26 protein-coding genes and 1 pseudogene are annotated in these 25767 nt (G+C 55.2%); 6 read left to right on the top strand and 21 right to left on the bottom strand.

The annotated features are described in order from the left end of the window. The first annotated feature begins 34 nt into the window (after positions 1-34). Together rpiB and yjdP are read left to right on the top strand one after the other, a co-directional pair. Positions 35-484, top strand: a complete 450-nt coding sequence (rpiB, locus tag C3432_RS17215) for a bifunctional allose-6-phosphate isomerase/ribose-5-phosphate isomerase RpiB (protein WP_103777753.1) — start codon at positions 35-37, stop codon at positions 482-484. Positions 485-553: 69 nt separating this feature from the next. After that, positions 554-882, top strand: a pseudogene (gene yjdP, locus C3432_RS17210) (DDRRRQL repeat protein YjdP). Between the two features lie 93 nt (positions 883-975). On the opposite strand, the gene phnP reads toward yjdP, so the two are convergent. The 15 genes from phnP to C3432_RS17135 form a co-directional block, all read right to left on the bottom strand. Beyond that, positions 976-1734 carry a phosphonate metabolism protein PhnP gene (gene phnP, locus C3432_RS17205; protein WP_103777752.1) on the bottom strand — a complete coding sequence of 253 codons (759 nt, stop codon included), beginning with the start codon at positions 1732-1734 and terminating at the stop codon, positions 976-978. A gap of 71 nt (positions 1735-1805) precedes the next feature. After that, positions 1806-2411 (bottom strand): ribose 1,5-bisphosphokinase, encoded by a 606-nt coding sequence (gene phnN / locus C3432_RS17200; protein WP_103777751.1) that lies wholly within the window; start codon positions 2409-2411, stop codon positions 1806-1808. 2 nt (positions 2412-2413) lie between these two features. Next, entirely contained in the window at positions 2414-3550 is a 1137-nt protein-coding gene (gene phnM / locus C3432_RS17195) for an alpha-D-ribose 1-methylphosphonate 5-triphosphate diphosphatase (protein WP_103777750.1), read from the bottom strand. Further along, positions 3547-4227 (bottom strand): phosphonate C-P lyase system protein PhnL, encoded by a 681-nt coding sequence (phnL, locus tag C3432_RS17190; RefSeq protein ID WP_103777749.1) that lies wholly within the window; start codon positions 4225-4227, stop codon positions 3547-3549. Before phnL ends, phnM begins: the two co-directional genes overlap by 4 nt. 108 nt (positions 4228-4335) lie before the next feature. Then, complete coding sequence (gene phnK / locus C3432_RS17185) at positions 4336-5094, bottom strand: phosphonate C-P lyase system protein PhnK (RefSeq protein WP_103777748.1); 759 nt, start codon at positions 5092-5094, stop codon at positions 4336-4338. After that, positions 5091-5882 carry an alpha-D-ribose 1-methylphosphonate 5-phosphate C-P-lyase PhnJ gene (gene phnJ / locus C3432_RS17180; RefSeq protein ID WP_258041626.1) on the bottom strand — a complete coding sequence of 264 codons (792 nt, stop codon included), beginning with the start codon at positions 5880-5882 and terminating at the stop codon, positions 5091-5093. The genes phnK and phnJ overlap by 4 nt, the downstream gene beginning before the upstream one ends. Positions 5883-5928: 46 nt before the next feature. Further along, complete coding sequence (locus C3432_RS17175) at positions 5929-6996, bottom strand: carbon-phosphorus lyase complex subunit PhnI (protein ID WP_103777746.1); 1068 nt, start codon at positions 6994-6996, stop codon at positions 5929-5931. Then, entirely contained in the window at positions 6996-7580 is a 585-nt protein-coding gene (gene phnH / locus C3432_RS17170) for a phosphonate C-P lyase system protein PhnH (RefSeq protein WP_103777745.1), read from the bottom strand. Before phnH ends, C3432_RS17175 begins: the two co-directional genes overlap by 1 nt. Then, on the bottom strand, positions 7577-8029 hold the full coding sequence (phnG, locus tag C3432_RS17165; protein ID WP_103777744.1) for a phosphonate C-P lyase system protein PhnG: 453 nt from the start codon (positions 8027-8029) through the stop codon (positions 7577-7579). The genes phnH and phnG overlap by 4 nt, the downstream gene beginning before the upstream one ends. A gap of 4 nt (positions 8030-8033) precedes the next feature. Beyond that, positions 8034-8759, bottom strand: coding sequence for a phosphonate metabolism transcriptional regulator PhnF (gene phnF, locus C3432_RS17160; protein ID WP_103777743.1), 726 nt, complete (start codon positions 8757-8759; stop codon positions 8034-8036). Positions 8760-8779: 20 nt separating this feature from the next. Then, positions 8780-9559, bottom strand: coding sequence for a phosphonate ABC transporter, permease protein PhnE (gene phnE / locus C3432_RS17155; protein ID WP_103777742.1), 780 nt, complete (start codon positions 9557-9559; stop codon positions 8780-8782). Positions 9560-9638: 79 nt separating this feature from the next. Continuing rightward, a complete protein-coding gene (phnD, locus tag C3432_RS17150) occupies positions 9639-10655 on the bottom strand; it encodes a phosphonate ABC transporter substrate-binding protein (RefSeq protein ID WP_103777741.1) in 1017 nt (338 codons plus the stop codon). A 122-nt stretch (positions 10656-10777) separates the two neighbouring features. Then, a complete protein-coding gene (gene phnC / locus C3432_RS17145) occupies positions 10778-11566 on the bottom strand; it encodes a phosphonate ABC transporter ATP-binding protein (RefSeq protein ID WP_103777740.1) in 789 nt (262 codons plus the stop codon). Between the two features lie 132 nt (positions 11567-11698). Continuing rightward, the gene (gene yjdN / locus C3432_RS17140) at positions 11699-12145 is read right to left on the bottom strand and encodes a VOC family metalloprotein YjdN (RefSeq protein WP_103777739.1); all 447 of its coding nucleotides are present in this window, start codon (positions 12143-12145) and stop codon (positions 11699-11701) included. Between the two features lie 93 nt (positions 12146-12238). Then, positions 12239-12574: a zinc ribbon domain-containing protein YjdM gene (locus C3432_RS17135; protein WP_103777738.1), complete on the bottom strand. Its 336-nt coding sequence runs from the start codon at positions 12572-12574 to the stop codon at positions 12239-12241. A 524-nt stretch (positions 12575-13098) separates the two neighbouring features. On the opposite strand from C3432_RS17135, the gene crfC reads away from it, so the two are divergent. Both crfC and C3432_RS17125 read left to right on the top strand, forming a co-directional pair. Continuing rightward, entirely contained in the window at positions 13099-15453 is a 2355-nt protein-coding gene (crfC, locus tag C3432_RS17130) for a clamp-binding protein CrfC (RefSeq protein ID WP_103777737.1), read from the top strand. Beyond that, positions 15450-16340: a diguanylate cyclase regulator RdcB family protein gene (locus tag C3432_RS17125; protein WP_103777736.1), complete on the top strand. Its 891-nt coding sequence runs from the start codon at positions 15450-15452 to the stop codon at positions 16338-16340. The genes crfC and C3432_RS17125 overlap by 4 nt, the downstream gene beginning before the upstream one ends. 18 nt (positions 16341-16358) lie before the next feature. Here C3432_RS17125 and kdgT read toward each other — a convergent pair whose 3' ends face one another. Beyond that, positions 16359-17357 carry a 2-keto-3-deoxygluconate transporter gene (gene kdgT / locus C3432_RS17120; RefSeq protein ID WP_103777735.1) on the bottom strand — a complete coding sequence of 333 codons (999 nt, stop codon included), beginning with the start codon at positions 17355-17357 and terminating at the stop codon, positions 16359-16361. A gap of 657 nt (positions 17358-18014) precedes the next feature. On the opposite strand from kdgT, the gene proP reads away from it, so the two are divergent. Both proP and pmrR read left to right on the top strand, forming a co-directional pair. Then, on the top strand, positions 18015-19517 hold the full coding sequence (gene proP, locus C3432_RS17115; RefSeq protein ID WP_103777734.1) for a glycine betaine/L-proline transporter ProP: 1503 nt from the start codon (positions 18015-18017) through the stop codon (positions 19515-19517). 173 nt (positions 19518-19690) lie between these two features. Beyond that, on the top strand, positions 19691-19780 hold the full coding sequence (gene pmrR, locus C3432_RS17110) for an LpxT activity modulator PmrR (protein WP_103777733.1): 90 nt from the start codon (positions 19691-19693) through the stop codon (positions 19778-19780). Here the strand turns inward: pmrR and pmrB are convergent. The 5 genes from pmrB to C3432_RS17085 form a co-directional block, all read right to left on the bottom strand. Continuing rightward, positions 19774-20856, bottom strand: coding sequence for a two-component system sensor histidine kinase PmrB (pmrB, locus tag C3432_RS17105; protein WP_103777732.1), 1083 nt, complete (start codon positions 20854-20856; stop codon positions 19774-19776). The genes pmrR and pmrB overlap by 7 nt on opposite strands. Beyond that, complete coding sequence (pmrA, locus tag C3432_RS17100; protein WP_103777731.1) at positions 20857-21525, bottom strand: two-component system response regulator PmrA; 669 nt, start codon at positions 21523-21525, stop codon at positions 20857-20859. Further along, complete coding sequence (eptA, locus tag C3432_RS17095; protein WP_103777730.1) at positions 21522-23165, bottom strand: phosphoethanolamine transferase EptA; 1644 nt, start codon at positions 23163-23165, stop codon at positions 21522-21524. The genes pmrA and eptA overlap by 4 nt, the downstream gene beginning before the upstream one ends. Before the next feature lie 100 nt (positions 23166-23265). Further along, positions 23266-24603 (bottom strand): arginine/agmatine antiporter, encoded by a 1338-nt coding sequence (gene adiC, locus C3432_RS17090; protein WP_103777729.1) that lies wholly within the window; start codon positions 24601-24603, stop codon positions 23266-23268. Positions 24604-24730: 127 nt separating this feature from the next. After that, positions 24731-25492 (bottom strand): AraC family transcriptional regulator, encoded by a 762-nt coding sequence (locus C3432_RS17085; RefSeq protein WP_103777728.1) that lies wholly within the window; start codon positions 25490-25492, stop codon positions 24731-24733. Positions 25493-25767: the final 275 nt, after the last annotated feature.

Below are 25767 nucleotides of genomic sequence, written 5' to 3'. Positions count from 1 at the left end.
TATTCGTGAAGTTTGACGTAACGCAGGAACGAGAATGAAAAAGATTGCATTTGGCTGTGATCATGTCGGTTTTATCCTCAAACCGGATATTTTAGCTCACTTAGCCCGGCGTGGTATTTCAGTTATTGATAAAGGAACCTGGTCGCCGGAGCGCACCGATTATCCACACTATGCCAGCGAAGTGGCGCAGGCTGTTGCTGCGGGGGAGGCCGACGGGGGGATTCTGATATGCGGTACCGGTGTTGGGATTTCAATAACGGCGAATAAGTTTGCGGGGATCCGCGCCGTTGTCTGTAGCGAACCTTATTCGGCACAGCTTTCACGTCAGCACAACGATACCAACGTGCTGGCATTTGGTTCGCGGGTGGTTGGTCTGGAGCTGGCGAAAATGATCGTGGATGCGTGGCTCGATGCAGAATTTGAAGGAGGGCGTCATCAAAAACGCGTAGAGGTGATGATGACGATAGAACAGCGGAGGAATTGAGATTCATCCACTACTCGTCTGAACAGGCCGTCACTACTGTGGAGAGGGTTTCTTTCTGAGGCTGGCACTATGAAACGCTACTCCACGCTCTTTTTATACAGTCTGTTGTCGCTGACGACGTTCCGGCGTATGCCGATATTATCGATGACGCGGTCGGCAATATTCAGCAGGCGATTAATGACGCCTGGAAACCTGACAACGGGCGGGAATATGACGATTCTCGCGATGAGAGCTGGCAGCGGGAGATGAGCGACGATCGTCGCCGACAGTATGACGACAGGCGGCGTCAGTTTGAAGACCGACGACGACAGCTGGACGATCGTCAGCGCCAGCTCGATCAGGAACGGCGTCAGCTGGAGGATGAAGAGCGCAGAATGGAAGAGGATTACGATCGTTAACCGCCTGTCCCTGGTTTTGCTGGCACGATCTCTTCGGGCAGCACGATCCGTGTGGGATCCATATTTGCATCAGTGAAGCGGCGGTGAAGTGGGCTACGCCACCCTGACTTCCATCCCGTCATACCCGGCTTCAATCCCCTCCGGCAGCGGGTTATCCATCATCCAGACGTCGAACTGATGGCTGATATGGGTCAGGATCACCCGCGGGGAGCGAATCACTGCGTTGAGTGCGATGACGCTGTTTAAGTCGCAATGATTACGCGGCGGCTCGTCACGCGGGGCGTGGCTACAATCAATGATTGTCGCCTGTGGCTGATTGTTGAGGAGGAACTTTAGCGTTTTGTCAGGCAGTCCGGCGGTGTCTGAGAGCCAGGCCACGCGACTATGCGCCGTTTCTAACAGGTAACCAAACGTCAGCTTTGAGTGGTTCAGCGGCAGGGGGGTGACCTGTAATCCCTGTAAATCAAAAGCCACGAACGGCTCAACGGTATGGCTGAAATCCAGAATACCGGGGTGCTTAAACAGATCGTCACAACCCTGTTCATCCGGCGGGCCGTACACCGGGATCGCCGCCCCCACGCCCCAGCGCAGTGGAAACAGCCCCTGAACGTGATCCATATGATAATGGGTGAGCAGAAACTGCCGGAACGATCCGGCGGCCCAGCGATCGGTAAGATCGTGCAGGCCCGCATCCAGCAGTGTTATTGCGTTGTTGAATTCGATCGCCCCGCTGCACGGGCGGCGTCGATACCGCTCCTGCTGGCGCGCCCTGCGGCAGGCGATGCAGTCGCAGCCAAAAACCGGTACCTGCTGGGCGCCGCCCGTACCAGTCAGCGTGATAGTCAAACTCATAGCAACTCCCCGGACGAATTCGGATCGGGCAATATCATACGGCGTCTATGCCGGATGGCGGCAAAAACGCCTTATCCGGCCTGGATTGGTAACCGTTCGCAGGGCTGATAAAACGCATCAGCATCGCTCTCAGGCATGGCAGAGTCTGCACGCCCTATCAGTGTTAAAAGAGTATCAACAGACTGGCACAAACTCCCGTCGTTATTCAGCGTGTGGCAGTCAAACGGCGCATAGCGGGCCGCGCGTTCGAGACGGGCGGCGATGTCTGTTTCGCTCTCGCGCCCGCGTTTCTCCAGGCGCTGGCGCAGAATGGCAGGGGAAACCTGTAGACAGATCGGTAACAGTGCCGTGCCATAGCGTGCCCGCGCCTGAGGGAGATGCGCGCGTGAACCGTTGACCACCACGTCAAAACCGGCGTGCAGCCAGAGGTCAATTTCCACGCCCACGCCGTAGTAAAAGCCGTTGGCATGCCAGCTGAGCGCCAGCAGGTTCTGTCCGGCACGGGTAAAAAATTCCTGCTCGCTGAGGGCGATGTGGTTTTCATTCCCGGCGTTGGCCGCACGGGTGATGTAACGGTGCGCAATCAGCAGGTGCGTTTGATCCCGCTCGCGGAGCGCCGTGAGCAAACTGTCCTTACCGGAGCCGGAGGCTCCCATCAGCCAGATCAGCTTTCCCATAGTCAGAATACCCTTTTTCCCTGCCGCCAGACGTGGTCGATATGGATGTGATCGCCTTTGCGGTGCGCCAGCACCAGATCCGCGCGTTTACCTTCGGCGATGACGCCGCGATCGTCGAGATCCAGCGCCCTGGCTGGATTACCGGTCACCAGGCGAATGGCCTGCGGCAACGTAAAGCGGTTGCCATCGTCATCAGCCACGCGAAATGCCGCATCAAGCAGGCTGGCGGGGTAGTAATCAGAGGAGAGGATATCCAGTAGCCCCTGTTCTGCTAGCGAATGAGCCGCCACGTTGCCAGAGTGAGAGCCACCGCGCACGATGTTTGGCGCGCCCATCAGCACATTCATGCCGTGCTGGCGTGAGGCCTCTGCTGCTGCAAACGTGGTGGGAAATTCGGCGATCACGCTGCCAAGCTGGTGCGATTCCCGCACATGCTCATGAGTGGCGTCATCGTGGCTCGCCAGCGCAATATGCCGCTCCCGGCACATTTGTGCGATGGCGCTGCGATTTGGCTGCGACCAGCGAGCGGCAAGCTGAAGCTGTTCTTCTTCATACTGATTCATCTGCTCATTGGTGAGCGAATATTTGCCCTGATAGTACTCGCGGTATTTTTCGCGGCTGGCGAACTGACGCTGGCCTGGCGAGTGATCCATCAGCGAAACCAGCGTTACCGGTTCGCGACCAACCAGCTTTTCAAACAGCGGCAGGGTGGTGTGGTGCGGCAGCTCGCAGCGCAGATGCAGACGGTGCTCTGCCCGGTTCACCCCACGCTTTTGCGTCTCTTCTACGGCATTGATCATCTTCTCCAGATTTTCCAGACGATCGCCGCCGTCGCGTACATCGCCAATGGCCACGGCGTCCAGCACGGTGGTGATCCCGCTGGCGACCATCAGTGCGTCATGGCTGCTCATCGCCGAATGAGCAGGCCAGTCAACTTTTGGACGTGGGGTGAAAAACTTGTCGAGATTGTCGGTATGCAGCTCTATCAGCCCCGGCAGCAGCCAGCCGCCTTCGCCGTCCAGCGCCTCAGGAAGACGGCTCGGGCTGTCGGCAATGGCGCGGATTACCCCGTCTTCCATTTCCAGCGATCCCTGCACGACTTCATTTTCCAGTATCAGCTTTACATTGTTGATAATCATGGTGTTGTTCCCATCAGGTGCAGGCGATCTGCCACGCGGTCGCGCACGGTTTGATCGTGAAAAATACCGACAATCGCCGCGTCGCGGGCTTTCGCCTCTTCAATCAGCGCCACCACGGCAGCGCTGTTTTTGGCGTCCAGCGAGGCGGTTGGTTCGTCGAGCAGCAAAATCGGGTAGTCAACAATAAACCCGCGCGCGATATTGACGCGCTGCTGCTCGCCGCCAGAAAAGGTAGAAGGCGCGAGGTGCCATAAGCGCTCTGGCACGTTCAGGCGCGTGAGCAGATTCGCGGCTTTGGCGGCGCACGCTTCGCGCGGGACTCCCAGATCCAGCAGCGGCTGCATCACCACATCCAGCGTCGGGATCCGGGGGATAACGCGCAGAAACTGGCTTACCCAGCCGATAGTGGCGCGGCGAACTTCCCGCACTTTACGCGGCGGAGCCTGCACCAGATCCACCCACTCCTGCGCATGGCGGACATGGATATGGCCTTCATCCGGCAGATAGTTGGCGTATAAAGAACGCAACAGCGTTGATTTACCGCTGCCCGAGTGACCGTGCAGCACCACACATTCGCCTTTTTTTACCTCCAGGGAAGCGTTTTGTAACACAGCCAGGCGCACACCGTTTTGCTGGTGCAGGACAAAGGTTTTACTGACATTTTCTACGCGAATCATGTTGGCCTCTTAATCCTGATTGCCTGATGGCGGCTTCGCCTTATCCGGCCTACAAACTGTGCGAATCCGTAGGCCGGGTAAGCGTAGCGCCACCCGGCAAAATAATCGTTAATTCTGCAATACGGACGACACCAGCAACTGGGTATAGGGATGATGCGGATCGTCGAGCACGCGGTCGGTTAATCCACTTTCCACCACCTGCCCCTGCTTCATTACCAGCAGACGATCCGCCAGCAGACGCGCCACGCCCAAATCATGGGTGACAATCACCACCGCCAGATCCAGTTCCACCACCAGACCGCGCAACAGGTCCAGCAGTCTGGCCTGTACGGAAACGTCCAGTCCGCCGGTGGGTTCATCCATAAATACCAGTCTGGGATGGGTCACCAGATTGCGGGCAATCTGCAAACGCTGCTGCATTCCGCCGGAAAAGGTGGTCGGCAGATCGTCGATGCGCGAGGCCGGAATTTCCACTTCCTCCAGCCAGCGCCGGGCGGTGGCGCGGATTTCGCCATAGTGACGCGCGCCGGTGGCCATCAGGCGTTCGCCGATATTTCCACCAGCCGAAACCTGGCGGCGCAGGCCGTCCATCGGATGCTGATGTACCACGCCCCATTCGGTGCGCAGCAGGCGGCGGCGTTCGGCCTCGCTCATTCCGTACAGCGAACGGTTCTGATACTGAATATCGCCAGACTGCGGCATCAGGCGCGAGGAGAGCGATTTCAGCAGGGTGGTTTTGCCGGAACCGGACTCCCCGACAATGCCCAGCACTTCGCCAGGCCACAGGTCAAAAGAGACATCGCTGAAGCCTTTGCCCGGCGCGTAGAGATGGGTCAGGTGATTAACCGAAAGCAGCGGTTGCGTCATGGGTTGAGGGCCTCGCTCTGTTGGCGGCAGTAGTCGGTGTCGGAACAGACAAACATCCGTTTGCCTGTGTCATCAAGCACCACTTCGTCAAGATAGCTGTGCGTTGAACCGCAGATGGCGCAAGGTTCATCCCAGCTCTGCACGGTGAAAGGGTGATCGTCGAAATCGAGACTCTCCACGCGAGTAAAGGGCGGCACCGCGTAGATGCGTTTTTCGCGGCCCGCGCCAAACAGTTGCAGGGCCGGCATCATGTTCATCTTCGGGTTGTCGAATTTCGGGATGGGCGAGGGGTCCATCACATAACGGCCATTCACCTTTACCGGATAGGCGTAGGTGGTGGCGATATGGCCAAAGCGGGCGATATCTTCATACAGCTTCACCTGCATCACGCCGTACTCTTCCAGGGCGTGCATGGTGCGGGTTTCGGTTTCGCGTGGCTCAATGAAGCGCAGCGGTTCCGGGATCGGCACCTGGAAGATCAGGATCTGATCTTCCGTCAGCGGTGTTTCCGGGATCCGGTGACGGGTCTGGATCAGCGTGGCATCTTCCGTACGCTCGGTGGTGTTGACGCCGGTGATACGTCTGAAGAAGTTGCGGATCGACACCGCGTTGGTGGTGTCATCCGCACCCTGATCGATGACCTTCAGCACGTCCGGCTCGCCGATCACGCTGGCGGTGATCTGAATACCGCCGGTCCCCCAGCCGTAAGGCATCGGCATTTCGCGCCCGCCGAACGGCACCTGATAGCCGGGAATCGCCACCGCTTTCAATATCGCCCGGCGGATCATGCGTTTGGTCTGCTCATCAAGATAAGCAAAATTGTAGCCGGAGAGGTTAGTCGTCACGGGCAGCCTCCTGTTGCAGGCGTTTGAGCAGTTCCAGCTCGGCCTGGAAATCGACGTAATGGGGAAGTTTGAGGTGCGAAACAAAACCCGCCGCCTCGACGTTATCCGCATGCGCCAGCACAAACTCTTCGTCCTGCGCCGGTCCCGTGACCGTTTCATCGTATTCGGCTGCCTGTAGGGCGCGATCCATCAGCGCCATCGCCATCGCTTTGCGTTCGCTCATGCCGAACACCAGGCCGTAACCACGGGTAAAATGGGGGGCTTCGTTCTCTGGTGCGACAAAACCGTTGACCATTTCGCATTCGGTCATCAGCAGTTCGCCGACGTTCACCGCAAATCCCAGCTCTTCCGGTACCGTTTCCAGCGCCACATAGCCGCTGCGGATTTCGGCGGCGAACGGGTGGTTGCGTCCATAGCCGCGCTGGGTGGAGTAAGCCAGCGCCAGCAGGTAGCCTTCGTCGCCGCGCATCAGCTGTTGCAGACGTGAGGCGCGTGAGCAGGGGTAGACCGGTGGCGTGCGGGTAATATCATCCGGCTGAGCGCCGTTATCCTCTTCGCGCTTCGCCAGCCCCTGGTTTGCCAGCAGGGAAAATACGTGCGGGGCGGGCTCCGGCGTGCTCTCCGCGCGGCGCAGCGGCGGCGTTTCGCCATTAGCCAGCAGGGTAAAATCGAGCAGGCGATGGGTGTAGTCGTAGGTTGGCCCCAGCACCTGCCCGCCGGGAATATCCTTGTAGATGGCGGAAATGCGGCGTTCAAGGTGCATTTCTGCGCTATTGAGCGGCTCGCTCACCGCCAGTTTTGCCAGCGTGGTTCGGTAGGCGCGCAGCAGGAAGATGGCTTCGACGTTGTCGCCGCTGGCCTGTTTGAGCGCCAGCGCTGCCAGCTCCCGGTCGGCGATGCCGCCTTCGGTCATCACGCGGTCGACGGCGAGGTTCATCTGTTGTTCGATTTGCGCCACGCTCAGTTCAGCCATCGCGCTGTCGCCCCGACGTCGGTTCTCCTGCAGCGCGTGGGCGTTGGCAATCGCCTTCTCCCCCCCTTTGACGGCTACGTACATCAGCACACCTCCACGTGAGTGGTTCGTGGGATAGCCAGCAGCCGCTCGCCGCAGGTGAGGATGAGATCGACTCCCAGCGGGAAAGGATGCGGGCGCTCGGTGAGCGCGTGGATCAGGCACTCCGGCAACTGCGGGGCAATCATCCGCTCTTCGGCAATGCCTGCGCCGGTCAGACGCAGCATCCGCCCCCCGCTTAAGGCGACGACCTGCACAATCAGGGTGGCGCTGGTTTCCGGCGCGACGGCAGATCCCGCAGAGAGGACGTTAAGCTGCTCGCTGCTGATATGATCGTCAGCAACGGCAAATGCGGCCAGCTGCGGCTGCTCAACCAGCGGCGCGTTGGTGTGAAAGCGCAGATTCTGCCGGGCAATGTCATTGTTGACGGCAGGCGACAGCCAGACCGGGGTGTCACCGTCAACCAGCGTAAGCAGAACGCTGGTTGTGGCGAGGTTCAGCGGCTGCCAGCCGTGTTTGAGCTGATGCAGGGCAACGATGACCCCAGGTTCGCTCATTGCTTTCAGCAGGCGACGAAAGCTTTGCTGCGCGTCCTGGACGGGTAAGTTAAAGGCAGTCTGTAAGGTCATGCGTTATCTCCGCGTACCAGCGTGAAGAAGTCGACCCGGCTGGCGTTGACTTCGGCGCGGCGAGCGCTCATCAGCGCGTCACGTTCGGCTTCCAGCGGGGTAATGAGGGTTTCCATTAAGTTCTGAAAATGCGTGTGTTCCTGGAGCAGTGCGTCAATGACGGCGCATTGCTCGGCGTGCTGTTTGTTGCGTCCCAGCAGGTAGCTGTAGCCCAGCGTGCCGCTTTTAAGGCGGACGACTGCGCGGGTGAGCGTGGTGTCGCCAGCAAAGAAGCGATTGCCGGTGCCGCCCATCCGTGCCTGAATCTGCATCAGCCCGGTTTCAGGTGCGCGAATCAGCGCATATTCCACAGACAGCTTTAGCGCCTGGAGTCGCCCGTTCAGGGCTTCGGCACTGCTATAAGCCAGCGCGCGCATCCAGCGCTGGCGGGTGGCGATATCGACGTGCATTCAGTCAGTGCTCCATAGTGAATTCGATCATGTCGGCGCGGGTCAGGCTTACGGAGTACTCCGTGGCCTGTTCATCGCCTGCCCGGTGGTTCAGGGTGCGCACGCAGAGCAGCGGCGCCATACTGGGGATTTCGAGGATCCTGCTCTCTTTGGCCTGTGCGCGGCGGGCGCTGATGCGTGTCTGCGTGCGTTGCAGCGTCAGACCGGAGCGTTCGCGCAGGAAGTCATGTAAAGAACCGCTGTGAAAGCCCTGTAACAGCGGCCAGAGACTCAGGTCGGAAAAATAGTGGTCTATCTGGCACAGGGCGATACCGTTCACCCGGCGCAGGGTGCGCAGGTGAATGACGTTTTCCCCCTCCGCTACGCTGAGCGCATCGGCAACGTGGCTGGATGCCGGACGCAGCACCGCCAGCAGTTTTTCGCTGGTGGGATGGCTCCCCTGATCCAGCAGGTTCTGACTGAAGCGTGCCTGGGCGTTGAGTGGGTAATCGAACGGTCGCATCAGCACCAGCACGCCGATGCCCTGTCGGCGCTGTACCCAACCGCGATCAACTAACTGGTCAATGGCGCGGCGCAGGGTATGGCGATTCACTTCATAACGCGCGGCAAGCTGATGTTCGGCCGGAAGGTAATCGCCGCAGCGGTAATGTTGACGAAGCTCCTGCTCAAGTCTCGCGGCAATCTCCTGATAACGCGTTGGATAGCTGGTGGGATGTGTAGACAAGTGCATAGCAATCAATGCCTCGCTAATCAGATAAAGTGCTTACGTAAACGCTGGGAGAGGAAGTCCAGCAGGCTGACGGTCACGATGATCAACACCATCAGCGCACAGGTTTGCGGGAACTGAAAACCGCGGATCGCCTCCCACAGCGTGACGCCGATACCGCCCGCACCCACCATTCCGACCACCGTGGCGGAGCGGACGTTGGACTCGAAACGGTACAGCGAGTAGGAGATGAGTAGCGGCATCACCTGCGGCAGTACGCCGTAGAGGATCTCCTCAATTTTGTTGGCGCCGGTGGCGCGAATCCCTTCAACCGGGCCGGGTTCGATGGCTTCTACCGCTTCAGACAGCAGCTTGGAGAGCACGCCGGTCGTGTGGATAAACAGCGCCATGACCCCGGCAAACGGACCGAGACCGACGGCCACAACGAACAGCATGGCGAAGACCATTTCGTTGATGGCGCGGCAGGCGTCCATCAGGCGGCGCATTGGCTGGTAAATCCACCACGGTACGAGGTTGTCGGCGCACAGCAGGCCGCAGGGAATCGACAGGATCACCGCCAGCGCGGTGCCCCAGACGGCGATTTGTAGCGTAACGGCCATTTCACTGAGATAGTGCTGCCACTGGCTGAAGTCCGGCGGGAAGAAATCGGCGGCGAAGGTCGCCATATTGCCGGAATCCTGGAACAGCGTGAGCGGAGCCATTTCGGCACCTTTCCACGACACAGCCAGAATGGCGAGCAGAATGGCCCAGCTCAGTAGCGAGAACCAGCTACGCCTGGGCGGAGCGACGGTGATGGTTTGCATATTTGGCTCCACAGGAACGTGTGTTTCGTTGCAGGCCGGATATGACGCTTTGGCGCTGCGCGTATCCGGCCTGGATGTCTTATTGCACCGCTTTGGTGACGCTGGTCATGGCGCCCAGCGCGGCGGTCAGGCGATCGAGGTCGTCCAGCTGCGCTTTAATCGCAGTGGTTTTGCTGGCTTTCTCTTCCTCATTCAGCCCTTTGTTATCCTTCACGCCCTGCATCTCTTTAAACAGCGCCAGTTGACGAATGGGGACCAGCTGCAGGTCGCTGGAGGCGCGGAATGGCGCCCAGTCCAGCCCTTCCAGCACGGCTTTCTCTTCCGGCGTTTTGCCGTAATTCATAAAGAAGTCGTACACCTTTTCCTTGGTGGATTCGGAGAGGTTTTTACGCCAGACGATCGGATCGCCGGGGATCAGCGGCGACTTCCAGATCACCTTCAGCGCCTTCAGCTTGTCCGGCGCGGAGGCTTTCAGCTTGTCGAGGTTTTCGGTGTTGTTGGTAGCCACATCCACCTGCTTGTTGGCGACAGCCAGCGCGTTGGTTTCGTGACTGGCGTTAACGGTGCGTTTGAAGTCGTTGGTGGAGATGTTGTTTTTCGCGAAGACGTAGTAGCCAGGGACGAGGAAGCCAGAGGTGGAGTTTGGATCGCCGTTGCCAAAGGTCAGATCTTTGCGTTTGGCGATCAGTTCGCTGAGGTTGTTGATCGGGTTGTCTTTATTGACGATCAGCACGCTCCAGTAGCCTGGCGATCCGTCTGCGGCGACGGTCTGGGCGAATACCTGACCGTTAGCGCGATCCACCGCTTCCATTGCGGAGAGGTTGCCGTACCAGGCAATATCGACTTTATTAAAGCGCATTCCCTGAATGATCCCGGCGTAATCCGGGGCGAAGAAGGCGTTCACTTTCACGCCCAGTTTCTTTTCCATATCCTTCAGAAACGGATCCCACTGCGGCTTCAGGTTTTGCTGTGATTCGGTCGAAATAATGCCAAAGTTCAGCGCTTTTTCCCGATCTTCGGCAAATGCCGGGCTTAACAAGGTGCTAACGCTGAACATGCTGGTAAAAGCCAGCGCGGCAACAGTTTTGTAATTCATTTTTTCCTCGCATTATTCCGGGCGATTTCACTTGCCAGCCTGAATCCGGTCAGTGCTCAAAGTCCTCACGTACTACGTGTACGCGGCAGTTTTCGTATCCAGTCTGGCTGCGCCAGTTTGAATTAAGCAGCCTGCGCGCTCTGTTCGACGCGGTTCATGCTGCGGTAGAGATGGTCAAATCTTTCGTTATCAAAGTGCTGACTACTGCCGTCATAGAAGATATGTCCCTGACGTAGCGCCACAATGCGCTCGCAGTAGCGCAGGGCGTAATCCACCTGATGCAGCGTGACGACCACGGTGATGCCGTCGTTCTGATTAATGTCGCGCAGGGTATCCATCACGATGCGCGCTGATTCCGGATCCAGCGAGGCGATGGGCTCGTCGGCGAGAATGACTTTTGCCTGCTGCATCAGGGCACGTGCGATAGCGACGCGCTGCTGCTGCCCACCGGAGAGCGTTGAGACACGCTGGTACGCAAAGTGCGCCATGCCCACGCGGGTCAGGGCTTGCAGTGCGCGCTGTTTTTGCGCTTGCGTGAAGGCGCTAAAACAGGTGCGCCAAAACGGCGTACTGCCGAGCGCGCCAGTCAGCACGTTTTCCATTACCGTCAGGCGGTTGACGAGGTTGAACTGCTGGAAGATGCAACCGGTATGGGTGCGACTCTTGCGGATATCGCGTGCCAGACGGCCTTCGAACTGTACCGTGCGCCCCAGCAGTTCCACCCGGCTGCCCGGCGACTTATCGCCAGCGATCAAACCGCTCAGATGACGCAGAAGGGTGGATTTGCCAGAACCTGAAGGCCCAAGCAGAGCCACCATCTCACCGGAAAAGATGTTCAGATCAACCGCATGTAGCGCCTGATTTTGATTGAACGTTTTGGAGAGTTTCTCGACGCGAATGATCGTTTGCATGATGCGGCCTCCCTAAAAAAGTGGCCCCATCGTGGCGGATCAATATGACGTTTGGGTTAAGAGGACGTTACCTGCGGATGAAGAGTTAGGGCGAATATGATGACAGTACGGGAGGACGCGCCTCCCGTCGGTTTACTCGGTTGGCTGCGGCTGCTTAATAACGTTAATCATCCAGGGGATACCGAATCGATCGGTGACTTTTCCGAACCCATGCGCCCAGAAGGTCTCCTGCCAGTCCATTTCGATTTTTCCGTTTACCGCCAGGCTTTCAAACCAGCGCTTTCCTTCCTCGACATTTTGCGTGTCAAGAACCAGCGTAAAGCCGGAGTAGTGGGCATTTTCCGCCGACACTGCGTCGCTCATCATGATGTCGCTACCCGCAATGCGCACGTTAGCATGAGCGATGGCGGTATCGGGGAATTTCATTCCTGACGGGCAACCCTCTTCGCTATCCTGCGCTGACTGGGGCATTTCGCCAAAGCTGATTTTGTAGAGCAGCTCTGCGCCTAATGATTTTTGGTAGTACGTGATTGCGTCGGCACAATTGCCGGCAAAAGAGATGTAGGGACTTAACGGCATGATCTTAACCTCAGAATAAGAGAAGCCCGTTAAGTGTAGACACCGCCAGTGAGAAGAAACCAGGCGGGAAGTATGATCCTCCCGCCGGACAAATCAGCTCTTTTTCACAAACTCTGATTTCAGTTTCATCGGGCCGAAACCATCAATTTTGCAATCAATGTTATGGTCGCCCTCTACCAGACGAATATTTTTTACTTTGGTGCCGATCTTCAGCATTGAAGAACTGCCTTTTACCTTCAGATCTTTAATCACGGTCACGCTGTCGCCGTCAACCAGCAGGTTGCCGTTGGCATCTTTGACGACCAGGGCGTCATCTTCATGGGCTGGTTCAGCATCGTTCCATTCGTGAGCGCATTCCGGGCAGATGAACATGCCGTTATCTTCGTAAGTGTATTCGGAGTTGCATTGTGGGCAGTGTGGTAATGACATGGGGATTTCCTCAAAAGTCAGCAGGGGCAAAAGCGCCCAAAGTATGGCAGATTGTTGAAAAAGGCCGCAATTATACACAAAATCCTTAACGTTGTCGGGGCTACTCCGGTTTTAAGAATATGGGCCCTTGCGGCTGGAGGGGGTTAGCAACAGGAAAAAGTTTTTTTGAGGGAAATTGCTACGTATTGATATTTAAGATAAGGTGAAGTGAATAACCTGAAATAACGGTCAACAGTTTTATTTTCCACCACGACTTACTTATCTTGCCCCTTAATTCAGGTAGGTGAAAATAGTATGCGTTAATCTGTTTTTTTTAAATTGAACTACTCTCTTTATCTTTATCCTTATTTCAGCCAATGAGAGGTGCAAAGCCCGTTGTGACGTCTGGATTATAATAAGCCAGTAATATCATAAGGTTATTTTAGTTTTTCTTATTTTTAATGTCATTATAAAAGCCGAAAATCCATAAATAAAATCATCCGGCTAACTAAAGTAATAAAATTTTCGTTAAGGAAGCATTTTGCATGCACACACAGACAATATATGAATTAAGTCAGGAAGCTGAACGCTTACTGTTGCTTTCCCTGGAGCACCTTAAGGGGGTAACGAAAATGCCAACGGTGACGCTGAATAACGCCCGAAAAATTTCGGGGGACACCCTGGGTCCCGTTCAACCGTTGCATTTTAGCGCCTGTGATATGGATGTTCCACAGGCCATGCTGAGCAATGAATTGCGAAAAATCTCGCGCCTGGAGATGGTTCTGGCGATCGTCGGCACGATGAAGGCGGGAAAATCGACGACGATCAATGCCATTGTCGGCACTGAGGTTTTGCCTAATCGTAATCGGCCCATGACTGCGCTCCCGACGTTGATTCGCCATACACCGGGACAAAAAGAGCCGGTCCTGCATTTCCCCCATGTCGCGCCGATCGACAGCCTGATGCTCACCCTGCAACAGCGAATGCACATGCGCGATCGCCAGCATCTGATTCAGGTACTGGAAATCGATAAAGATATGGATGCGCTGCTTCAGCGAATCGAAAATGGCGTCGCGTTTGAGCGATGCTATCTCGGCGCACAGCCGATTTTTCACTGCCTGAAGAGCCTTAACGATCTGGTTCGTCTGTCGAAAGCGCTGGAGGTGGATTTTCCGTTTGCCGCCTATGCCGCCATTGAGCATATCCCGGTTATCGACGTCGAGTTTGTGCATCTGGAGGGGCTGGAGAAATTTCCGGGACAGCTGACTTTACTGGATACACCGGGGCCTAATGAAGCCGGACAGCCGCACCTGCAAAAGATGCTGAACGAGCAGCTGGCGCGTGCCTCTGCCGTGCTGGCGGTGATGGACTATACACAGTTGAAATCGATCTCCGATGAAGAGGTGCGCCATGCCATTGCCGCCGTGGGGAAATCCGTGCCGCTGTTCGCGCTGGTGAATAAATTCGATCAGAAAGATCGTAACAGCGACGACGAGGAGCAGGTCCGGGCGATGATTTCCGGTACCTTAATGAAGGGCTGTATCACCCCCGGACACATTTACCCGGTCTCGTCAATGTGGGGCTACCTGGCGAATCGGGCGCGGCATGAGTTGGCGGTCAACGGGCGCTTGCCGGATCACCAGGAGCAGCGCTGGGTGCAGGATTTTGCCGAAGCGGCGCTGGGCAGACGCTGGCGTAGCGCCGATCTTGATGATATCGACCATATTCGTCATGCCGCCAGGCTGTTGTGGGAAGATTCGCTATTTGAGCAACCGATTCAGGCGCTTATCCATGCGGCTTATGCCAATGCCTCTCTCTATGCGCTGCGTTCTGCTTCGCAAAAGTTGCTGAATTATGCCCAAAACGTACGTGAATATCTGGATTTTCGTTATCACGGTCTGACGGTTGCTTACGGGCAGTTACAGCAAAATATTCTGCATCTTGAAGCGGATATGCAGCAGCTACAGGTGAGCCAGAAGGCCGTACGCGACGAGGTGGAACACGAGGTTGAACGGGCGCTGGCCTCGGCCAGCGTATTTATCACCCGCCAGCAGGGAGAGATCCTCCGGCGTATCGACAGCGACTTCAGCCGGGAGCAGGTGCTGCAAATGGCGCGATATGAACGTTTTCCTCTTCTTCCTGCAGCAGAAATGACCGAAGGGCTGCTGATACTGCATGACGAAGGGCAGGCGCAGGTGGTGCTGAGTAAAATTCGCTCCTCCTGTGAGGGAATGCTGCTGGCCGCGCAGGAAACTATCAGCTGCGAGCTGACGCTGCACTTTGAGCAACTTGAAGCAACGTTAAGCCGCACGCTTAATGATGCGATGCGCCCAATCGAGAAGCGAGTCAAAGAGGAGTTAAGCCATGCGGGGTTTCATGTGCGGATCGGCCTCCCGGCCTTTCAGGCTTCTCTGTTCAATTTCGATACCCGTCAGCTGTTCAGTGAGGCGATAGCGGAAGAAAAATCGATGGACAACCTCGCGCCGCGGGCGGGTGGGGTACGTGAAACCTTCTCCCGCTGGCTGAATCAGCCAGACTGGGGAGGGAATGAACAGGTTGAGGCCAGGGCACGCTACTCCATTGATATAAAAGCATTACACCGCAGCCTGGAGGATTATGTCCGCCACTTTTGCCAACAAATTTATCAAGCTTTAGCCGTCCAGGTCGATGTTTCTGTTACGGCAGGTATGGCAACGTTTTTTGCAGAGTTTTCATTATCCCTTGCCGGACTACAGGAGAGCCTGCGTGAGACTCTGCTGGTGCGCCAGCAGCATGAATCCGCCGTGACGACCTTGAGCGAACAGTTACAACACAGCATCGCCGCGAACGCGTGGATTTATGAGGACTCTCGCCTGCTCCGCGATGATATTCAGACTCTTTTTGCAGCTGAGCACACATGACGAGCGTGTTACTGGAAGGCCCCGGACGGATGCTGGAGTGCATTCATCCGAAGTTTATGGTCGATCTGGTTCAGGGAGAAGAACCCAAACGGGTGGGCGGTACGCTGCAACAGCAGCAATTTCGCGAGCGCCTGACGCAGGACGTTCTGGCGCAGACGCAGCTTCGCGCGTGGGCGATGGCCGGGGTGTACAGTGAAAACCTGATGATGCGCCTCGGGCTGGTGGAGAAACTGGCGGGGTCGATCGACCCCGGGCATCTGGCGTTAACCAGGATTGTACAACGGCTGACGCTGCTACAGCAGGCGGATCTCTCCCGTGGGCAGTCGGTTCCCGGTATTGCCCGGCAGCTGGATGCTCTGCAACGGTGGTTTACGCAGCGCAGCGTCTGGAAAGAAAAGGCGCTAACCCGGCGGGGGTTGACGGTGCAGGCGGGTCTGCACAGTGAGCAGATTTTTGCCCGCTGGCACGCGGGGGCCTATGATGGCTGGTCGCTGGCAGGGCGCTGTTTTATCGCGCTGGAAGAGCTACGCTGGGGGCCTTTTGGCGACGCCTGTCGTCTGGCAAACCCGGAAGTGGTTGCGGTGCTGAAAGATAATCTGCGTGGGATGGCGACTCACTATCTGGCGTACAGTCATCAGGCCGCGCCGACCACGCGCCATTACTACCATCAGTGGCTCAGTTCGCCTGCGGCAGTGGGGACGGGCGGGCATAACGATATGCTGAGCTGGGTGGGCGACTGGTGCGACGCGGATAAGCATCCGGTCTGCTGGTCGGTGACTCAGCGCTGGCAAAACGTGGCGCTGGGGATGCCGCGACTCTGTTCAGCGAAGCGACTGGTGGATGCGATGGTCGAGGAAATTTTTACACCGTCCTCTCAGAGAGGATAAAAGAGGACGGTGTTGCACTTAGTGGTGCAGAGACCCGGCAGGTTTCTCTTCCTGCGCCTGCTGTGCTGGCAGGTTACCGAAGCGTCGTGCATACAGCGCGGTGATGATCGGTACCAGAATAGCGGTAACGATGACGCTGGCGGCAACGAGCGCCGTCGCTGAGGCCGCGACGGGTTCAAACGCCGGGTTAATTTGCGCGATAATGACCGGGTTTGCTACCGCAGCGCCTGCCGCAGAAGAGGCAGCCACACCTGCGGTACCATTTCCGCCGCCAATCACGCGGTCTGCAATAATCAGCGGGATACCGGTGATCACGATAACCGCCACGCCCAGAACAATACCCAGCAGGCCGGTATCCACGATCACGCCGAGATTAATGGTATTCCCCAGCGCAAAGCCGAAGAATGGGATCAGTACTGGTGTTGCTTTGCTGAAGAAAGATCGCAGATCGTGGTCAAGGTTCCCCAGCGTAAAGCCAATCAGGAACGGCAGTACGGCCCCGATAAAGTGATGTGGCTCGAAGGAAGCCAGGCCAGCGGAGCCCAGAATTACCATCGTCATCAGCGGGCCGGACTCCAGCGACATCAGGACGAACGCCCCGGACTCTTCCTTAGTACCGTACTGATTCATCAGGCTGGCATACAGACCGCCGTTGGTCATATCCATCGCTGAAACGATAGCCAGCACCGATAATCCGGCAAAAAATCCGGTCTGGATCCCGGTATCCGGGATAAATGATGCGGCTATCATCGCCACGACCCATGCGACAGCGATTTTGGTGATCACCAGCGTACCGGATTTACGCAATACGGTTCCGGTCGCGCGTAAGTCAATGGATGCACCGATACAAAAAAACCATACCGCCAGAACAGGCACGGTGCCGCCGATCATTCCTTTAGTAAAGGAACCAAAATACTCCCCGGTATTAGGGGCAAAGGTATTTAAAATCGCGCCAAGCAGTAACGGAATCAACATCATCCCGCCAGGGATGCGCTCTATGGTGGCCTTAATTTTCATAAACATCCTCACATCTTGCCGTATTGAATTACCTGGCAAGGAATTTAATATCGTTATACTTCAATGTGTTATCTGATAAATGGCAATTTTATGTTTATCCGCACGCCCGCAGGTGTTGCGTCATAATAATATTTTGCACCCGTTGATATATTGATTCAATAAAAATAAAACGATGTTTTAGTTATCTTTGTCACATAATTTATGCAAAAGGGGGAGATGTTTTTTATTATTTTTCGTTTCGTGAATTGAATGTGAAAAATGATCGCCGGATTTTCGCGCAGAGCCATAGTAAAAGCCGTGATTTTAGAGCCAACGTGTTCAAATAGCAGGAGTTCTGTTTTTTTCTGATTGGCAACATCTTCACGTGGAAAAAGTGACTAAGAATTATCTTATTTACCGTTGTTGACGAAACGTAAACATATATGTGAAGTTGATCACAAATTTAAACACTGGTAGGGTAGATAGCTCATTAACCGCCCAATCAGGCGTCAACAGGTTCGGTTGTACAATCCTTAACCGGGGTGTGTAAGTAAACCTGCTACGCTTGTTACAGGGATTGCGCCTGTGCAATTCCCAACGCCCGACGGTGACGTTAGCGCAACTGGCGCCAATGGATTCGGTCCGGAGCGAGACAGGGCTTAGTCTACGAGGACTGCTATGCTAAAAAGGAAAAAGATAAAACCAATTACGCTTCGCGACGTCACCATTATTGATGACGGTAAATTGCGAAAGGCGATTACCGCAGCGTCGCTGGGTAACGCGATGGAATGGTTCGATTTTGGTGTTTATGGTTTTGTTGCTTACGCTTTAGGTAAAGTGTTTTTCCCGGGGGCTGACCCCAGCGTGCAGATGATTGCTGCACTTGCCACTTTCTCCGTCCCCTTCCTGATTCGACCGCTTGGCGGCTTATTCTTCGGTATGCTCGGCGATAAATATGGTCGCCAGAAGATTCTCGCCATCACGATCGTGATCATGTCGATCAGCACCTTCTGTATTGGCCTGATCCCGTCTTATGCCTCGATTGGCATCTGGGCGCCGATCCTGCTGCTGCTGTGTAAAATGGCGCAGGGCTTTTCGGTCGGCGGAGAATACACCGGCGCGTCGATTTTTGTTGCCGAGTATTCGCCAGACCGTAAGCGCGGATTTATGGGGAGCTGGCTGGACTTTGGCTCGATTGCCGGTTTCGTGCTGGGCGCGGGCGTGGTGGTGCTGATCTCCACCGTTGTCGGCGAGGCGAACTTCCTGGAGTGGGGCTGGCGTATTCCGTTTTTCATCGCGCTGCCGTTAGGGATTATCGGTCTCTATCTGCGTCATGCGCTGGAAGAGACCCCGGCGTTCCAGCAGCACGTCGAAAAGCTGGAGCAGGGCGATCGTGAAGGATTGCAGGACGGGCCAAAAGTCTCCTTTAAAGAGATTGCGACCAAACACTGGCGCAGCCTGCTGGCGTGTATCGGTCTGGTGATCGCCACCAACGTGACCTACTACATGCTGCTCACCTACATGCCGAGCTATCTGTCCCATAACCTGCACTATTCAGAAGACCACGGTGTGCTGATTATTATCGCCATCATGATCGGGATGCTGTTTGTACAGCCGGTAATGGGGCTGCTGAGTGACCGCTTTGGCCGCCGCCCGTTTATTATCATGGGGAGTATCGCGCTGTTCGCGCTGGCGATTCCGGCGTTTATCCTGATTAACAGCAACGTTATTGGTCTGATTTTTGCGGGACTGCTGATGCTGGCGGTGATCCTCAACTGCTTTACCGGGGTGATGGCGTCTTCATTACCTGCAATGTTCCCGACGCACATTCGTTACAGCGCGCTGGCCGCCGCGTTTAATATTTCGGTGCTGATTGCGGGTCTGACGCCGACCCTGGCCGCATGGCTGGTGGAAAGCTCGCAAAATCTGATGATGCCGGCGTATTACCTGATGGTGATTGCGGTAATCGGTTTTATCACCGGTATTACGATGAAAGAGACCGCCAACCAACCGCTGAAAGGGGCAACGCCTGCCGCTTCTGATATTCAGGAAGCGAAGGAAATTCTGGGTGAGCACTACGATAACATCGAGCAGAAAATCGAAGATATCGACCAGGAGATTGCTGATTTGCAGTCTAAACGTACCCGCCTGGTACAGCAGCATCCCCGTATTGACGAGTAAGCGTGTCATTGCCTGATGGCGTCGGGCTATCAGACATTCTGTTGGCCGGGTAAGGCGTCAGTCGCCACCCGGCGCATCGTCTCTGGTGGGACAATATATACACATCACATTGCCTTAAGGTTTGCTTAATCTCTTTCAGGCACACTCTCTTCCATTCCCTGGAGGAGAGTGCGATGAAAAAGCGTATTTATGAAAGTTTAACGACCGTGTTTAGCGTGCTGATTGTCAGCAGTTTTTTGTACGTTTGGGTCACAACCTACTGATCTTTCTTTAATGCCACCCATGCACGGGTACCCGTTGTTCCCACGCGATTGCGCAGGAAAAATTGTCCCTTATGCAGCTGCGTGATGCGGCTGACAATACTCAATCCCAGGCCGATTCCGCCGTAACGGCTGTCCATGCGTACAAAGGCTTTACTTAACTCGCCACACTTACTTTCATCAACTCCCGGACCTTCATCCTCGACGGCCATTACGGCCTCATCTGTGCTGTACAGGCTAATGGTGATGGTCGTGCCTGTCGGACTGTAACGATGGGCGTTTTCCACCAGGTTTCGCAACAGCATACGTAAGAGTGTGGCATCCCCTTTGACGATAACATCGTCGGTGCTGCCCGGTAGCAGTAACGTCTGCTCTCGCTGATCCAGCATGGTGCTAAGCTCATCGTAAGAGGGCAGAATCACATCTTCCAGCAGTTTGACGTGCTGGTAGTTTCCCGAAGAAAACGACTGACCGACGCGCGCGAGCTGTAATAGCTGCGAGACGCTGTCCATCATCTGGTCAAGGCGCGCCAGCAGGGGGGAAACGTCAAGTTTGTGCGTTTTAGCCATCAGTTCGAGATGCAGACGTACGCCGGATAACGGCGTGCGCAGCTCGTGGGCGACGTCGGCGGTAAACATCCGCTCGTTGTCAATGGTGTTAGTCAGCCGGGTCACCAGTTCGTTGAGCGCGGAAACCACGGACTCAATTTCTATGGTGGAGCTGTGAATATCGATAGGGGTCAGGTTATCCGCCGTGCGTGCCTCTAACTCTTTTTGCAGGTCGGCGAGTGGACGCGTGATGCGCCGGACAGCCTGATAGCAAATCAACAGCGCGAGGCTGACCATAAACACGCCGGGGACGATCAGACTGGCGACCGCCTCGCGGATCTCGTGCATGATATGGCGGTCATTGTTGCGATTTTCCCGCAGCGCCTGCTCGAACAGCTGGATTTGTTCGGTACTTTCGTGCCATAGCCAGAAGGTACTGATGAGCTGGAAAACCAGCAGAATCAGACCGATGGTAAGCATCAGTCGCTGACGCAGGGTCATCGGCCTTTGCAGAAAACGCCTCAGATTCACTTAACCTTCCTCAGTTGCGACCAGCATATAGCCAAACCCACGAACCGTGCGGATACGCGACTTGCCGACTTTGTCGCGCAGGTTGTGAATATGCACTTCCAGGGTGTTGGTGGACGGTTCATTGTCCCAGTTATAGATATCGTTATAGAGGATTTCCCGGTGAACCGGGCTGCCTGCTTTGAGCATCAGGCGTGACAGCAGCGCGTACTCTTTTGGCGTCAGGATCAGCTCATCACCTTCTATCCAGACCTGGCGACGTCCCATATTCAGCGTCAGGTTGCCGACGGCCAGCTCGCTTTCGCCCTGGTTGTTATGGCGGCGCAGCAGCGAGCGGATGCGGGCGTGCAGCTCCTCCAGCGCAAACGGCTTCACCAGGTAGTCGTCGGCCCCGACGTCCAGCCCGGAAACTTTGTCGCCCAGCGTGTCGCGGGCGGTCAGGATCAGCACCGGCAGGGTGTACTTTTTCTGTCGGATCCGGGACAGAAAGTGCAGGCCATCTTCATCCGGTAAGCCGAGATCCAGTACGACCAGACTATAATGTCCGGTCTCCAGGCATTGTTCAGCGGCGCGGGCTGTAGAGACGCCGTCACAGGCGTACCCTTCCGTTTGCGCCGCTAAAATGAGTCCCTGTAATAACAGCGTATCGTCTTCAACAATCAGAATCTTCATTCAGCGGTTCTCCTGCATGACTGCAGAATATCATCTGCGGCCTGGTAATACTTCGTCTGCACGCCCGTTAAACCCAGCATGGTTGAGAAAAGATTGTCCTGCGAATAATCTTGCGAACTAGCCTGTTTTTGCAGGCAGGCCTGGTCAATCTGATAGCGTTTTTGATAATCCTCAGAGAGCCAGAGGAGCATAGGAACATGTTTTTGTGTGTCTGGCGCAATGGCGTAGGGCAGACCGTGCAGATAGACACCGTTCTCTCCCAGCGATTCGCCATGATCGGAAAGATAGACCAGGCTGGTGGTGAATTTATCCTGATGCGCTTTCAGTATATTAATCGCTTTATCAACAATATAGTCCACGTAAACCAGCGTATTATCGTAGGTATTCACCAGCTGTTGCTGTGAGCAGGTCTGGATTTCATTGGTATCGCAGGTTGGGGTAAATTTCTTAAACTGCGGTGGATAGCGGTTGTAATAGGTTGGGCCGTGGCTGCCAATGGTGTGCAATACAATCACGCCGTCGCCCTGCAAGGTGTTGATGTAATCTTCCAGTCCGTGGAACAGCACTTCGTCATAACATTCGCCGTCAATACACTGCCCCGGCAGGTTAAGGGCGGTCATATTCTGATGCGGAACGCGGTCACATGCGCCTTTACAGCCGCCATCGTTATCATTCCACAGCACGTTAATGCCCGCCCGCTGAATAATATCCAGCATCCCTTCCTGATGGTGCGCCAGCTCTTCGTCATAATGTTTGCGCGGCATATCGGAGAACATGCACGGTACAGAAATAGCCGTGGCGGTCCCGCAGGAGGTGGTATGCGCGAAATAGATCACATTATCTTTTGCCAGCAGCGGATTGGTGTCCCGCGGATAGCCGCCGAGCGAGAAGTTTTCGCCGCGTGAGGTTTCACCGACGATGAGAATGGTCAGGTTCTTGCGCGGCTCCTTGAGCATCAGCGGATTGCGATGCGCATCTTCGCCAATCCGGACCAGCGGCAGGTTCGCCAGCCGCTGGTGGGAATACCATGAGGACGTCGCGACAATACTGTTCGATGGGCTGAGGGATTTGATCAGCTCTTTGTTGTTGCGAAACAGCGAGGCGTAATCTTTATAGAAAAAGGTGGCGACCAGCACGATCAATAGCGCGGAGATCAGCACGTTTGCGCCGCGATAAAGACCGCTTTTCAGCAGAGGTCTGGTGGGTTTGATTTTAATCCAGCAGGCGATAATGGCCGCCAGAATACCGCTCAGGCCCAGCGTGAGCATCATGCGCGGCGTTATCAGGGCGAAGGTTTCTGCGGGAGTGGTGTCCATCATGTTGGCAATCATCGAACGGTCAATAACGATGCCGTAGGTCATGATGAAGTACTGCGTACTGGCACCGACCACAATAAAAAGGCAGGCCAGCGGACGGTTGAGCCACAGGAAGGAAACCAGCGTCAGCACGATGTTAATCACGCTGAAAGCGACAACCGGCATCGATAAAAAAACCAGCACGTTGCGTACCGAATCCAGCGGTAAAACCTGTAACACCTGCTTATAGAAGGCGATGTTCAGGCAAACGGCTATATAGAATGAAACCAGCATTAGCCAGGCGAGCTGGCTGAGGATCGGTCTTTTTAGAAGGTGCTTTAACATTACGGGGTTTCCATCGACTCAGTGATGACAATCCTCGCAAAGTAAAATTAAGCCAACCTTAAGAACTTAATGTTGGCTTAATACCTGATGTCAGGAGGAATTAATTACGGCTCACTGGGGCATCCAGCGGATAGGGATTTTTATGGATCCGGTTGTAGTTAAGGGCGTACAGCGCGGTAATGATCATCAGCGTGACGAATGACCACATCACCTCTTTTGCTCCGGAACCGATAACCGCCCAGATGCAGTAAACAAATGCGACAAAGGTCACCAGCAGGTATAGCGGACGCGCTTTGCCGAAGTGGCCATGGCCGAGCAGGAGCAGGGCGGCGCAGGTGTACAGGTACGGCACCAGCGTGAAGATCACGGAGACGGAAGAGACCAGGCCAAACTCTTTCGCGGCGTTTGGCGACATGCTGCTGAACTGGAAGAGGGTCATCAGCACGCCCACAATAATCAGTCCGGCAACCGGGGTACCCGCTTTGTTTACCCGCGCGAAAATCGGCGGGAACAGGCCGTCATCGGCCGCCGCTTTGGCGGTTTGTCCGGCAAGCAGCGTCCAGCCGCCCAGAGAACCTAAACAGCCCGCCGCCGCACAGAAGGAGACAATGGCGCCAGCGGTATTGCCCAGCGCCATCCGCGCCGCGTCACCGAACGGTGAAGCCGAAACGCGCAGGGCGGCGTTGGGGATCATCCCCATGATCGCGGTGGTTGAGAGAACATAGCAGACGGCGGCAAGCAGTACCCCGCCGATGGTGGCAATTGGCACGTTGCGTTTCGGGTTTTTCACCACGCCAGCCGCGACGGAGGCACTTTCCACCCCAATAAACGACCACAGCGTCACGTTCAGGGTGCTCTGAATTGCGCCGAAAGTGTTCATACCGCTCACGTTCCAGGCGGCCATATAGGTCTCCCCGCGGAACCAGAACCAGCCAAAGACGGCAATCCCGACGATCGGCACCAGCGCCAGCACGGTGGCGACAGCCTGGACGCGGGTGATCATTTTCGGTCCGACAATGTTCAACAGGACAAAGATCCACAGCACCGCCACACAGGTCAGCGTTAATACCAGCGGATCTTTAAGAATTGGGAAGAAATAGCTCAGATAACCGACGCCAATCACCACCATCGCAATGTTACCGATCCAACAGGCCAGCCAGTACAGGACGTTAGTCTGGTAGCCCAGGAAAGGGCCGAAGCAGCGACGTGCGTAAGCGTAGGAACCGCCGGGGCTGGGATCTAAGGACGACATTTTGGCGTACACCATAGACAGTGCCAGCGCGCCAATAATGGTCACCAGCCATCCGTAGATTGCAATCCCGCCGGTGGAAGCGAGGTTAGCGGGAAGCAGAAAAACACCTGAACCCATGATATTTCCCGACACCATTAAGGTGACGGGAATTAAGCCCACTTTGTGAGCATCAGCATCCGAAGACATAAAGTACTCCTGAAAGGAATGATAAATCAGGCTGTATCATACCCCTGCAAAGTACGGATGAATTAAGGTGAGGCGGGCTTATCGCCAATGCTGATATTATCGTGGCTCATTGCAAAGTGCGCAAAAATCAGGCGGCGGATTGCTCTCTGTGCTGGCTGACATAATGTAATGGCGTCATCCCATAGTACTCTTTGAATACGGAGATAAAGTAAGAGGTGCTGTTATATCCGCACAGCTGGGATACCTGCGAAATATTTTTACCGTCCATCAGTAATTGATTCACCGCATAACGCATACGACAAGTGGTTATTATTTGACTATAGCTGGTGTTTTCATTTTTCAGCTTTTTCTTTAGCAGGCTGGGGCTCAGACATAAACAGCTGGCAACCTGGTTGAGGCTCCAGGCTTTATGGATATCGCTGGCAATAATATGGTACACGCTGTCGCTGATGCGGTTACGTAACATATGCATTAACAACGGAATGAACTTTTTACTGTCAAGAAAGCGTGAGAGAACGGTGAACAAAAGGGAGCGGGTACGTTCACTTTCTCCTGGATTTTGGGAATGCGTTATGCTGTGTTCTGCGGCGACGCGAAAAACGCCTGGCGTCAGACAGAAGGCGCTCAGCACCGGTGAGGCGCTTCGTTGCCAGACGGGCATTTGTGAGAGATCTTTATTAAGAAATCGCAGGTAATCTTTGATGATGTCGCGACTAATATGAGCAACCAGCGCGTTATTGAGAGAAGAGATATCAATAATGTTATTTTCACTGGCAATGAGCGCCATATGGTTTGCTTTTAAATTAATGGCCTCTTTACCATTGACTCTAAGCCAAACGTCTTTTTCAGTTAATACCACAATGCAAGGTTCTTTGCTGTAAATCCTCATACCCGAACTCCTGGAATATGAACATAAAATAACCGATTTTGCCAAAGGGGCAAGATAACGGAAGAAAAATAATTTGTATGATGAATCAGGACCGCCATAAAATAGCGCGATTAATCTGAATTACAATAGATTTTCGATAATTCTTATGTACATAATTTTTTACGCGGGTGGAAACGACAAAAAATTGGATAAAAAAAGCGCGGGGTGGACCCGCGCAAAAGGTATGACAATGTTAAAGTTTTGCAGCAATACTCAGGAATTACTCAATAATGACA

It is taken from the genome of Citrobacter amalonaticus (assembly GCF_002918555.1).
Lineage (GTDB): Bacteria > Pseudomonadota > Gammaproteobacteria > Enterobacterales > Enterobacteriaceae > Citrobacter_C > Citrobacter_C amalonaticus_A.
Note: the sequence above shows the minus strand (reverse complement) of the source record. Positions and strands in the feature narration are given on the sequence as shown.

Coding starts and splice junctions, on each gene's coding strand:
- rpiB (WP_103777753.1), top strand. CDS start 35: ATGAAAAAGATTGCATTTGGCTGTGATCATGTCGGTTTTATCCTCAAA.
- phnP (WP_103777752.1), bottom strand. CDS start 1,734: ATGAGTTTGACTATCACGCTGACTGGTACGGGCGGCGCCCAGCAGGTA.
- phnN (WP_103777751.1), bottom strand. CDS start 2,411: ATGGGAAAGCTGATCTGGCTGATGGGAGCCTCCGGCTCCGGTAAGGAC.
- phnM (WP_103777750.1), bottom strand. CDS start 3,550: ATGATTATCAACAATGTAAAGCTGATACTGGAAAATGAAGTCGTGCAG.
- phnL (WP_103777749.1), bottom strand. CDS start 4,227: ATGATTCGCGTAGAAAATGTCAGTAAAACCTTTGTCCTGCACCAGCAA.
- phnK (WP_103777748.1), bottom strand. CDS start 5,094: ATGACGCAACCGCTGCTTTCGGTTAATCACCTGACCCATCTCTACGCG.
- phnJ (WP_258041626.1), bottom strand. CDS start 5,882: ATGATCCGCCGGGCGATATTGAAAGCGGTGGCGATTCCCGGCTATCAG.
- C3432_RS17175 (WP_103777746.1), bottom strand. CDS start 6,996: ATGTACGTAGCCGTCAAAGGGGGGGAGAAGGCGATTGCCAACGCCCAC.
- phnH (WP_103777745.1), bottom strand. CDS start 7,580: ATGACCTTACAGACTGCCTTTAACTTACCCGTCCAGGACGCGCAGCAA.
- phnG (WP_103777744.1), bottom strand. CDS start 8,029: ATGCACGTCGATATCGCCACCCGCCAGCGCTGGATGCGCGCGCTGGCT.
- phnF (WP_103777743.1), bottom strand. CDS start 8,759: ATGCACTTGTCTACACATCCCACCAGCTATCCAACGCGTTATCAGGAG.
- phnE (WP_103777742.1), bottom strand. CDS start 9,559: ATGCAAACCATCACCGTCGCTCCGCCCAGGCGTAGCTGGTTCTCGCTA.
- phnD (WP_103777741.1), bottom strand. CDS start 10,655: ATGAATTACAAAACTGTTGCCGCGCTGGCTTTTACCAGCATGTTCAGC.
- phnC (WP_103777740.1), bottom strand. CDS start 11,566: ATGCAAACGATCATTCGCGTCGAGAAACTCTCCAAAACGTTCAATCAA.
- yjdN (WP_103777739.1), bottom strand. CDS start 12,145: ATGCCGTTAAGTCCCTACATCTCTTTTGCCGGCAATTGTGCCGACGCA.
- C3432_RS17135 (WP_103777738.1), bottom strand. CDS start 12,574: ATGTCATTACCACACTGCCCACAATGCAACTCCGAATACACTTACGAA.
- crfC (WP_103777737.1), top strand. CDS start 13,099: ATGCACACACAGACAATATATGAATTAAGTCAGGAAGCTGAACGCTTA.
- C3432_RS17125 (WP_103777736.1), top strand. CDS start 15,450: ATGACGAGCGTGTTACTGGAAGGCCCCGGACGGATGCTGGAGTGCATT.
- kdgT (WP_103777735.1), bottom strand. CDS start 17,357: ATGAAAATTAAGGCCACCATAGAGCGCATCCCTGGCGGGATGATGTTG.
- proP (WP_103777734.1), top strand. CDS start 18,015: ATGCTAAAAAGGAAAAAGATAAAACCAATTACGCTTCGCGACGTCACC.
- pmrR (WP_103777733.1), top strand. CDS start 19,691: ATGAAAAAGCGTATTTATGAAAGTTTAACGACCGTGTTTAGCGTGCTG.
- pmrA (WP_103777731.1), bottom strand. CDS start 21,525: ATGAAGATTCTGATTGTTGAAGACGATACGCTGTTATTACAGGGACTC.
- eptA (WP_103777730.1), bottom strand. CDS start 23,165: ATGTTAAAGCACCTTCTAAAAAGACCGATCCTCAGCCAGCTCGCCTGG.
- adiC (WP_103777729.1), bottom strand. CDS start 24,603: ATGTCTTCGGATGCTGATGCTCACAAAGTGGGCTTAATTCCCGTCACC.
- C3432_RS17085 (WP_103777728.1), bottom strand. CDS start 25,492: ATGAGGATTTACAGCAAAGAACCTTGCATTGTGGTATTAACTGAAAAA.